Here is an 11352-nt window from a genome sequence, read left to right on the forward strand (position 1 = left end):
GGAAGTGGCCCTGCGAATTGACCTGAGAATAATTGACCATTTTAAATAAATGTCAAATTCCGGATTCTGCATTCCGGCAGGATTTCTTTGTAAACGAAACGCGTAATTCTGCCCCGCCGGCGACTTTTCTATTTTTTTAGAGTGCCTTATTGCGCCAGCCAGGAATAGTCCTGATATTTGACTTAAGCGCGATTCAGGGATTAATCCGCTACCTCAATGCCTCACTCTTCATCACGATAGCTGTTTAGCCTGAGGATGCTGCTCAGCAGGCACCATCAAAAATTACGAGGAGGATAATAAATGAAAAATCCTATCCAGCGTCGCTCACCCGACGATCTGTCACGTGTAGAGATCCGTGAACAGTGGCAAATCACCTACTGGACCCAGGAGCTGAAGACGACACAGGAGAGGCTGACGCGTGCGATTCGCGAACAGGGTTCGCTGACCGAACAGGTGCGTGCGTGGCTGGAGCAAAACCCGCCACCCCGGCGTCCGTCACAGTCCCGCAACGGCATCAAACGTTAACCTGATTACTGCCTGACGTGCTGCGTCAGGGGCAGCCCGGCGGCGGATTGGCCTGCCTCAGCCACCACAATGGTGACAGGTTATCTCTGCCGGAGTGACCCGGCTCTTTGCTTTTACTAGGTATATTAGCAGGTTATCTTTATCACCCGTCTCTGCCCTGCGACGCTGTTCCGGAGCCTGTCGCGGCTGCAGGGTTCAGACTGACTTAGCAAAACCATTCACGCTCCTGAATGCATATTGTTCTTCAGCACTGAAATAAACATTAAAAAGGCTGAAATCGCGCGTTTTCTGAAAATGACAGCGATATGTAAATATTAACGCCTCTCTTTGATTAAATTTTCGAATCGTAAACACCCTTTAAATGCGTTAAAGAAAATATTAAGAGACAGCTGCCGCAGAGTCACCTATCATTCAGCGGAAAATAAAAAATACGCTATATTTACTGCCGCCTGATCGACATTTCAAACCGGACAGTTTTCATTTTCGCTCCGTAATCAACCGGTGCGGGGTATACACACATGCTTAACAATTTAAACGGCGATGATGAACGCAGAAGCCGTGCTATACAGGCGTTGCGCAGTCCTGATGAAAGTCGCGATGACGTCCTGCGGAAATTTGTCCGTCTGGCGAGTCAGGCACTGGGCATTCCGGGCAGCTTTATCTCTGTTCTGGATGATGAGTTTCAGACCGTGCAGGCCTCACACACATTTAATCTTCAGCGCTCCACGCGTGAAGATTCTCTCTGTCGCCACGTGGTCGACAGTAACACGCCTATGGTCGTGCCCGACACCTGGCACGACCCGCGTTTTGTCAGGCATCCCCTGATCACCGGTGCACCCTTTATTCGCTTCTATGCCGGCGTGCCGCTGAAAACGCGCGATAACATTATTCTGGGTACGCTGTGTGTGACCGACACCGAGCCGCATGTGTTCACCTCTGACCAGGTCATCACGCTGACCCTGCTCTCCACGCTGGTCATGTCTTTTCTGGAAGCCTGGCATGCGGCCGGGTTTGTCGATCCGGTAACCGGACTGCCAAACCGCCAGCGTCTGATCCGGGATTTGCAGTATCTGGCCGTGGCGGGCGACATCACACCCCGCCGCCTGGTCCTGATTGATTGCATTGATATGTCACGAGCCTATGAACTGGCCCGCACAATGGGAATGGGTCCGGTTGAAAGCCTGCTGAAAGATATGGCCACCCTGCTGCCACTGCGGCTGCGTCCGGCGGTGGGCGAAATGCTCTATACCGTGGCCACCGGGCGGTTTGCCATCCTGACACGGGCAGACAGCCGCCTGAGTGCCGCCTGGGTGGCCGGTCGTCTGGAGGGTATCAGTGCAGATGTGGATGATGGACTGTCGGTCGCGCTGACACCGCACACCGGCGAAGCGGGCTTTGTGGCCAGTCACCTGTCGGCACCTGAGGTATTACGTCGCGCCGTCAGTGCCCTGAACGATGCGGTCGGGCTGGGGCTGCCCTCGCAGCGCTATGACGCCGAGGCGCAGACGCAGCATGCTGACGATTTACTGCTGATGAACGATCTTAAAGCTGCGCTGCGCGACAACGTCGGGCTCTATATGGTTTACCAGCCGAAAATCTGCCTGCAGAGTGGCAGACCGGTGGGGCTGGAAGCGCTGATCCGCTGGCAGCATCCTACCCGGGGTGAACTCTCGCCAGGTGCCTTTATCCCGCAGGCTGAACAGACCGAGCTGCTCTCTGTGCTGACCGCCTGGATTATCGATCAGGCGGTATCCCGCCTGAGACGGCTCAGGAATAGCTGCATCCAGCTGCCGTTAACAATTAACGTCAGCGTGAACGACTTCTCGCAGGAAGGCTTTGCTTCAGCACTGGAAAGCAAGCTGATCAGGGCTAAGCTTCCCACCTCACTGCTGGGCATTGAGTGTCTGGAAACAGAACGTATCCTTGAAAGCCCTGATGCCCTGCGCGGGCTGGAGAGACTCAGAGAGTGTGGATTTACGATTTCGCTGGATGATTTTGGTTCCGGCTACAGCAATATCAGTTATCTGCGCCGGATGCCGCTGGATGTTATCAAGCTGGATCGCTCCCTGATCAGCGAGCTCTCTTCCGATACCGCCTCACGCATCATTGCCCGCAGCATCATCGCCATGCTGAAAGAGCTGGACTACACCGTGCTGGCAGAGGGGGTCGAGTGCCCCGATGCGGTGACCTCGCTGACAGAGTATGGTTGTGACCAGGCACAGGGCTACTTCTATTCCAGACCGCTGAACGAAGAAGCGCTGGATCACTGGCTCAACTGGAAGCTGCGCGGAGAGCCCTGCTGAGTGACTGCCGACATGTGCCGGATCAGTCAGCCGGAACGTCACCCCGCTGCCGCTGCGCTTAGTGCTGCCTGCCCGTGTGCATGCCGTGCTACAAACAGTAAGGAAAGATGAAACATTTTTTAAACAGTGTTAGCGTGTGCGCTATATTCACCAAAAGCGGAGCTGCACATGCTGACTACCATTATATACCGCAGCCATATTTCCGATGATTTTCCGGTCAGAACCCTGCCTGAGATGGTCGATCACGCCAGCGAAATCAACACTGCGCACGACGTAACAGGCATCCTGTTATTCAACGGCACGCACTTTTTCCAGTTGCTTGAGGGGCCGGAAGCGGGCGTTCAGGCAGTCTATCAGCGCATCTGTGCCGATCGCCGGCATCACAATGTCGTGGAGCTGATGCGCGACTACGCACCTTCCCGCCGGTTTGGTAATGCGGGTATGTCGCTGTTTGACCTGCGGGAACATGACCGCTCGTCGCTGCTCCAGGCGGTGCTGGACAAGGGGACCTCGAAATATCAACTGACCTATGATGATCGGGCACTGCAATTCCTGCGAACCTTTGTTGAGTCACGCGAGAAGGAGAACTATTACGAGGTTCTTCCGCCCGGTTACTGGGAATTCATTTCAGAGCATAACGAGGTGCCGGATTCCCGCCCTGAAACGGAAGGCGTCAGTTTCCGCCCGGTCGTCGATCCGCTGGCGCGCAAGGTCACCGCGATCGAAGCCACTTTTGTCAGAGCGGCGCCCTCCGATGCAGCCTCAGACGCCCAGCTTCATGCTGACGATCTGGAGACCCTGAAAAAGACATTCGCCCACGCGGGTCAGGTCTGCCCTGATGGCATGACGCTCTATGTCAGCCTGCTGCCGATGACGCTGGTGGTGATCCCCGATGCCGTCACGCAGATTGTGGCCGCCATTCAGCAGGCGGGACTGGTGCCGGAACAGGTGGTTATCGGCGTGAGCGAAACGGCGGTTATCTCGCAGCTGGCTGCCTTCTCTGAAGCGGTTCGTGCGTTGAAAGCCGCCGGGATCAGCCTCTCCATCGACAATTTTGGAGATGGCTCTGCCGGGCTTTCGCTGCTGACCCACATTCAGCCGGACCGTATTCGTATCGACGCCGGGATCACCCGCGACGTTCACCGCAGCGGCCCCAAACAGGCGGTGGTTCAGGCAATTATCAAATGCTGTTCCGCGCTGGAGATCACCGTGATCGCAGCCGGTATCGTCCAGGCAGAAGAGTGGATGTGGCTGGAGGCGGCTGGTGTGATCAACTTCCAGGGCACCCTGTTTGCTGCCGCAGGTCGTTATCAGGCTGAATCGGTCGCCTGGCCGGAATACCGGGAGGCGATGTAACGCAACCTGCCTGAACAGCAACAGAACGGCTGGCCCGCTGGCCGTTCTGTTGCCACCCTCCTGACAATCTTCGCCCAGTTCGCTGATTCACACCCCTGCCCCGCCCCCTGCCCCTGACCAGCTGAATGAGCTTTTTACACCTTCCCGTTTTGACAGCACATTTCTGACCAGACAGGCACAGGAAATATTAATAACCACTATAGCGAGTAATGTTACATTCCTGCTGCCTGCGGAAAGGCAATTTGTTGCATATTCCCTTATCTGCAGAGGCGTAATGTGACACATATCCACTATAACGAGTAAATATCGCCTCAGCTCACTCTCAGCAACCACTGTAGCGAGTAGCAGCACCCGCTAAATTCTCACTCAAGCGGTTCAGAGACGGATAACAGGCGAGCAACCACTATAGCGAGAAGACGCCTTCAGACAGGAAGCGTGTTTGCAGTTTTATGAGTAAGAAAGAGGCTATTTTCACTAAACCGCCTCCCTTTGAGACCCTTTCAGGGGCGACGGGCTCAACGTTATGGTCAATTCTGCGCCGCCTGGCCTGAAGAGAACCACTATAGAGAGTGATGCCTGGAACAGAAAAATGTATAGAATTTTTCTAAGAAACATAACTGACAAGCCATAAAAAGATAGTAAGCACTTACATGTTAAGTAAGCACCCGGCAGGCGTGGCAGGACAGAAAGGGTAACAACCACTATAGCGAGCAGATCCCCTTGCCTGTTCCTGTTTGGCAACCACTGTAGCGAGTATGTTTCCCATATAAGACGCCATTATCTGATCATTAACTCACCGCTTTAGCGATAAAACAACCTGATAACCACTGTAACGAGTAGCTCATGGGAGAAGAAGTTAAGGAAAAGCGCAGGTTTAACAGCGATAACAGGAAGGACAACCACTATAGTGAGTAAGAGAAGCACGTTCTGCACGATAATTACCTGCCCCGCAACTTACCCGACTTAAAAACGCTAAACCGGATAACCACTGTAGCGAGTAAAGCACATAAATCTCTGCGTCAGACGCACTCATTATCATCATCAACAGAAGGGCAACCACTGTAGCGAGTCAATACTGACTGCATCGGTTTAAAACAACAGCAAGGCGCATTATGAGCGTGCAACAGGGATTGAGCAGGATCCCTGACGCAGGCAGCGGCGGGATAACCACTATAGTGAGTAAAATGACTCGCTATAGTGGTTGGCTGGTGATCTTTGCGAATTCATACCCGAAAGCCAGAAGCGGATAGCGATATCGCAAGATGAATGACGTGCTGACGCTTGATAATTATCGCTTTTTTTGCTTTCTGATTTTGTTCAGCAACTCTTTTTCTTCACGTGACACCATCACCAGCTCGCTGCTCTCCTCTTCCATCGCGGGGTCAGGCTGGCTGACATCAATGATAGTTGGATCGTTATAGAGATCGTCAAACTCATCCATTTCATCATCGATCAGACCAGACTTGCTGAGCGGCAGTTCGGCCGGGCGCAGCTTGGGGTGACGGTAATGGACCCAGAAGTAAACCGATGAGCCGCGCCGGGTTTCCGTGTAGTCAAGGTATCCAATCTCTTTCAGCTGCTCCATGGCCTTTCTGACCGTGGCGTTCTGGGTGATCACACGCGAGGTGAGGTTAAGTCTGGCACGCAGCCGGGCCATGGAGATCGGCGCCGGTTTAGGCGGAAGACTTTCAATGAAGGTGTAGAGCGCCTGGGCCGACTCTTTACGTGCCAGCTCATTGATGGCTTTCAGCTGCAGCAGGACTTTCCTGTCGAACTGGTAGAGCTCAAAGATTTTGGGATCGGCCTGTAAGGTGACCGTGTCCTTTTTGATGCTGTATTTGGCAGACTGCACCAGATGCGTGGTGTAGTTCTCGCCACCCTTGCTGGTAAATGTCAGCGTATTGGAGGCAATACGGGTCAGGGAAGCATCCAGACGGCTTCTGAGCTTCGAGGAGAGACGCACAGAGGGTATGCCACACAATTTGGCGAATTCAACGAAAGAGAGCGTTACCGTGTCTCCCAGACACTCATGCGTGGCGAAGGCACGGATGATCCCTACCCAGGTTTTGAAATCGTTATCCATATCCAGGCGGGCACCCAGAATCTTGATGTTGTCATACCCTTCCGAGCGGACCAGGGATAACTGTTTAAGATCCTGTGTCACATCCATGGCATTCATCTGGTTTTTCTGACTGCGCGCCGTGGATTTCAGCGTCGGAACAAACAAGCCAAGTCGCATCAGCGCGACCGGCTGAACGGTGTTATTGCTGTTAGGCGTGAGAGTAACAACCTCGCCAGTGCGTTTGTCTGTTTCGCTAAATGCATCCGCTATGTTCAGGATATCGGGTTCTTTTCTTGGCATCAGGCAGATCCGTGTTATGAACAGGCAACAGCCGCTGTTACTCGATACAGTGGATACTATCACTCACTATAGCGGTTAATCTACTTACCGCAGTGGTTATTTCTCTCACCACAGTGGTTATATTACTCGCTACAGTGGTTACTGACAGGGCCTTAAACCAGCGCTGTCGGGGCCTGGCCTGCTACGGGGATCTTTCAGGAACTATTAATGATCTTATCAGGATCGGTTACTGGATCGAATCGGTGGATAACTGTGTAAAAACGGGCTGTTAAACGTTCATTTTTAAGAAAAGCAGACCAGCCGCCAGCCTCATATCTTCAGAGCCAGCCTGAAAAACAGGCTGTAGCTGATAACAATGCCGTTTATCCACCTTTATCAGCGCCGTCTACTCGCTACAGTGGTTGTTCACTACTCACCAGCGCGGTTATTTCTCTCGCCATAGTGGTTGTTATACTCTCCGCAGTGGTTTTTTTTCTCGCTATAGTGGTTATTGATCCCTTCTCAGCCCTTGTGTCACAAGGCTCAGGCGGCCGCGGGGATCTGTTTAGGATCTCAATTTGATCTATTAAGGATCGACCAATTGGATCTGGCCTGTGGATAACGGGGGTAAAAAAACCCAAACCAGACGCTATTACCGTCTCAAATGAAACTGCTTTTCTGCCGTGATTCGGCGTTAAGCCGTATCAGCAAACATGACCAGACGCAAAGCCTGATACTGGAGGGTTTAAACAGACTCACCGAAAAACAAAAATTATCGTCAGCGGGGTTTCCGGGTGAGTAGTGCGCTTAAGTTGTCAATCAGCCATCAACTTTTCTGAAGAGAAAAACGTAAACTCACCCTAAAGAAATCCTAAATAAGTAATTGATTTATATTCTTTTATCTGGAAATTTTCATGATGAAAACACCGTGAATTATTACGATATTCAACTGACATGCAGTAAAAAACTTTTGCCGGTAAAGGGAAATTACACAGCAGTAAAGCAAAAGTCAGAATGCGAAAGCAGAGTGATATGCAGAAGAGGAGGAATTCGGACCAGCCAGACAAGAACCCGAACCAGAGCGCAGTAGTCAATTTAGGAATCTGGATGAGAAAGCGAGAACTTATCTGGTTATCATCTGCGATTGAGATATAGAGCTGTATAAAGGGGAGTCCGGGATCTTCGCGAGAGCGGTTTTAACCCTCCTGATACTTATCCCGGCTTCCGGTTAAACTCCCCCTCTTTTCATCCGGCCAGAGCCAGAGCCGTTTCACGATAAGAATGCAGATCGCGGCCTGGCATTTTAACCAGACGCTCGCGGTCGCCCTCCTGAGGGATCATGCCGTCGCTGACATAGCGTTCGGCCATAATGCGCATTCCATATGCCATCCACACAGGCATGAAATTCGCCATGCTGGCCTCAAAGCCGCCCGGATCATCGCCCCCATAAGCAACAGGGCGGCCCAGCATCTCAGTCCAGATCGCAGCCACTTCAGCCCGGGCTACATTTAGCGTGATCAGGGCCTGAGTGAAGTCATCCCCGGTGACAGCATTCAGAAGAAAAAGCGTGTCGACGCCAGAGAAGACTTCCCGCAGGGAATCGATATCGAGCAGATCGCCTTTGAAGACGTCCACGCCGGTTGCAAAGCCCGAAGGTAAAATGCTTCGTTGAATTCATCTGTAGCAGATATAAGACGGGCTGGTTTATGCCATAAGAAAGAGAAAGGTTAAAACTGATGATCATCCCCGAAACCGGGTGCCTTATCACATCGCACGCACTGTGCTTACAGCTTCTTCGCCTCTGGTAGTGATCTGGTTGACGCCGGACACAACGGCTGACAAAACAACGTTTTACTCCCCCGCCTTCTTGCTGCGCTGTCAGGCAGGTTTAACTGAGAAAAGGATTTTTGTAAACGATTACGCCGCTGAATAAAATTGTGAGGTTCGCCTTTCAGTAAGCGTGGTTCAGAATTCATTGCCGGTCTGAACAGCAAAATGGAAAAGCACCCTGTCTGACCCTGCGCAACTTCACTTTTCACCAGACGATTTCACAGTTTACTTATTGATAAATAATAACTATTTTACGATTTTCATGATGAAAACACCCTTCTCACGGCGTTTCCTGCATCGGAACGCCACATCGTTCAGACGCTCAGCGCTGACTGTATCCTACAGAAAATGCCCGCGCCATCACCTCACATCCTTCAACACCCTGCCTGATTTCCCGACGATTTCTTATCGTCTGCACTGAAAAATCCAGGTTTTTGGCATTTTTCTAAAAAATTGGCAGATATGCGCTTTTTGTGTAGTATGCCAAAAAACATGAAATCAGAGGGGCTTATGAAGCGTGATTATGGTGGAGTGCTGGAAATGGCCACGCGCGCCAATTCCATGTTACATGGACTGAGTAACCATATTGAGCAGCAGCGTCAGGAGTTTAACCAGACCGGTTTTTACCAGACCTTCTCACGTAATGCCGTTGCCAATATGCCTTTGCTGAGCAAGCACGCGGTCGTCGCGGCTATCGGGGATATGGAAGCTGCAGGCTACCAGTTTGGCAAAAAACAGACGGGCAGTACCTCGCAGTATGCACTGACCATTCAGAACGTCGTCGACATTTATCAGCACCGTAAAGTGCCGAAATATCGCGACCGCCACGACGGCCCCTTTGTCGTCTTTGTTGTCAGCCTTAAGGGCGGGGTCTCTAAAACGGTCAGCACCGTTACGCTCGCCCACGGTATGCGCGCGCACCCCTCCATGCTGCATAACGATCTGCGCATCCTGGTTATCGACCTGGACCCGCAGGCATCAAGCACCATGTTCCTGAGTCATACCAACAGCGTGGGTTCCGTTCTGGAAACGGCCGCTCAGGCGATGCTCAACGATCTCGATGCAGACCAGCTTCGCGAACAGTTCATCAAACCTACCGTCATGCCTGGCGTGGATGTTATTCCGGCGTCAATTGACGATGGCTTTGTGGCCAGCGACTGGGAAGAGCTGGTTGCTGAACACCTGCCGGGGGTAGCGCCATCCGAAGTATTGCGCCGTAACGTCATCGATCGTCTGGCAGGCGATTACGATTTTATCTTCCTGGACACCGGGCCGCATCTGGATTCCTTTATGCTGAACGCGATCGCAGCCAGTGATGTGCTGCTGACGCCTACGCCACCGGCCCAGGTCGACTTCCACTCCACGATGAAGTATCTGACCCGCCTGCCGGAAATGCTGGAGCGGATTGAATCTGAAGGCGTTGAACCGCGACTGAAGGCAAATATCGGCTTCATGTCAAAAATGACCTCAAAACACGATCACCTGACTTCACAAAGCTATGCGCGGGAAGTCTTTACAAAATCGATGCTGGACTGCAGCTTACCGCGCCTGGATGGATTTGAACGCTGCGGTGAATCTTTTGACACGGTGATCAGTGCCAACCCCTCCTCGTATCCGGGCAGTGCCGATGCCCTGCGTAAAGCGAAATATGAAGCTGAGCAGTTCTCAAGGGCGGTATTTGATCGCATCGAATATATCAGGAGCACCCTGTGAGCAAACCTATACAGCGCATTGGCCGCAAGTTTGGCGACTCCGCGATAGCAAGCATGATCGACAGCAGCAGCCAGTCGCGGACTTTTACGCTGAAATCGGGCGCGAAGGCGACCTTTGTGCGTCAGCTGATCCCGCATGACGATATCGAAACCCGGACCAGCGTAGACCCGGCCATTAACGGACGGGATCAGAGCAGCCTGACACCGGAGTCGCTGCAGGAGATCACCCGGACCATTACCCTGCAGCAGTTTTTCCCGGCCATTGGTCGCGTGAACGGTGACAAAATTGAGATCATGGACGGTTCCCGCCGCCGCGCCGCCTGCATTCTGTCGGGAGCCAGCCTGGAAGTCCTGGTAACCGCCGATGCGCTGAGCCTCGCGGATGCGCGTCAGCTGGCCGCGGATATTCAGACAGCAAAAGAGCATAACCTGCGCGAGCTGGGGCTGCGCTTTATGCTGATGAACGAGAACGGCATGAGCAAATCAGAGATTGCTAAAGCCGAAGGCATCTCTAACGCCAAAGTCTCCCGCGCGTTCCAGGCGGCTGCCGTACCCGCCGAATTTATCGGCCTCTTCCCGGTGGTGTCGGAACTGACATTGCAGGACTATCAGTTACTGCTCGACGTCTGGGAGGAAGCAAAGGCGGAGGCCGCAGACGTCACGGAACTGGTCAGCGGGATAGAGCAGCAGCTGGAGGCTGAGGGTTCACTGCTGAGCGCAAATGCAGATGAGAAAAAAAGTGCCATTCTCAATGCCTTTAAAAGTGCCCGTCGCCAGTTAAAAAAGCCCGCGCCGGTCAGCAAAACGGTGACGGAAAAACTGGCCACCTTTACCACAGCAAACACCTATGCGCGCCGTAAAACCAATGACGATAAACGCACCGTACAGTATGAATTCAGTCGTCTGCCGAAAGAGATTGCTGAGCAGATTGATGCATCGATCCGTCAGATTCTCGCCACCATGAAGTAACCTGCCTCGCTGCAGCGTGAACGAAACCGGCTCAGGCCGGTTTTTTTATATCGCTTCTCTACCCCAATGACCTGCTCGCGGCTGTCAGCGAGGTATCACTCCAGCACCAGAACACTTGAAGTCGGCATCGTTTCCCGCTATAGCTAAAACGGTTTAGCGTTCAGGTCTGATTAAAGGAGTATGTATGTCAGTTCGCGTGTGGTGCCTCGGCGATGCCGTGGTGGATTTACTTCCCGAAATGCCGGGTCGGTTAATGCAGTGTCCGGGCGGGGCGCCCGCCAATGTCGCAGTGGGCGTCGCGCGTCTGGGGGGAAAC

The 11352-nt window shown here is 52.7% G+C and carries 7 protein-coding genes and 1 pseudogene; 6 read left to right on the plus strand and 2 right to left on the minus strand.

All coding sequences use genetic code 11. The features are described from left to right. Positions 1-300 precede the first annotated feature (300 nt). From CKF42_RS20405 to CKF42_RS20415, 3 genes are all read left to right on the plus strand, one after another. On the plus strand, positions 301-525 hold the full coding sequence (locus tag CKF42_RS20405) for a DUF3606 domain-containing protein (RefSeq protein WP_111209070.1): 225 nt from the start codon (positions 301-303) through the stop codon (positions 523-525). 518 nt (positions 526-1043) lie between these two features. Beyond that, positions 1044-2828 carry an EAL domain-containing protein gene (locus CKF42_RS20410; RefSeq protein ID WP_111209071.1) on the plus strand — a complete coding sequence of 595 codons (1785 nt, stop codon included), beginning with the start codon at positions 1044-1046 and terminating at the stop codon, positions 2826-2828. A 168-nt stretch (positions 2829-2996) separates the two neighbouring features. Then, positions 2997-4184 carry a diguanylate phosphodiesterase gene (locus CKF42_RS20415; protein WP_111209072.1) on the plus strand — a complete coding sequence of 396 codons (1188 nt, stop codon included), beginning with the start codon at positions 2997-2999 and terminating at the stop codon, positions 4182-4184. Between the two features lie 1288 nt (positions 4185-5472). Here CKF42_RS20415 and CKF42_RS20420 read toward each other — a convergent pair. Together CKF42_RS20420 and CKF42_RS20425 are read right to left on the minus strand one after the other, a co-directional pair. Then, positions 5473-6546: a RepB family plasmid replication initiator protein gene (locus tag CKF42_RS20420; RefSeq protein WP_111209073.1), complete on the minus strand. Its 1074-nt coding sequence runs from the start codon at positions 6544-6546 to the stop codon at positions 5473-5475. 1224 nt (positions 6547-7770) lie between these two features. After that, the gene (locus tag CKF42_RS20425; protein ID WP_233501070.1) at positions 7771-8160 is read right to left on the minus strand and encodes a hypothetical protein; all 390 of its coding nucleotides are present in this window, start codon (positions 8158-8160) and stop codon (positions 7771-7773) included. Between the two features lie 705 nt (positions 8161-8865). Here CKF42_RS20425 and CKF42_RS20430 point away from each other — a divergent pair. From CKF42_RS20430 to CKF42_RS20440, 3 genes and pseudogenes are all read left to right on the plus strand, one after another. Continuing rightward, the gene (locus CKF42_RS20430; RefSeq protein WP_009093252.1) at positions 8866-10068 is read left to right on the plus strand and encodes an AAA family ATPase; all 1203 of its coding nucleotides are present in this window, start codon (positions 8866-8868) and stop codon (positions 10066-10068) included. Then, positions 10065-11036 carry a ParB family protein gene (locus CKF42_RS20435; protein ID WP_111209074.1) on the plus strand — a complete coding sequence of 324 codons (972 nt, stop codon included), beginning with the start codon at positions 10065-10067 and terminating at the stop codon, positions 11034-11036. Before CKF42_RS20430 ends, CKF42_RS20435 begins: the two co-directional genes overlap by 4 nt. A 184-nt stretch (positions 11037-11220) precedes the next feature. Continuing rightward, positions 11221-11352: pseudogene (locus tag CKF42_RS20440) on the plus strand (aminoimidazole riboside kinase); the annotation flags it as partial.

The organism is Pantoea sp. ARC270, from assembly GCF_003236725.1.
Taxonomy (GTDB): Bacteria; Pseudomonadota; Gammaproteobacteria; order Enterobacterales; family Enterobacteriaceae; genus Pantoea; species Pantoea anthophila.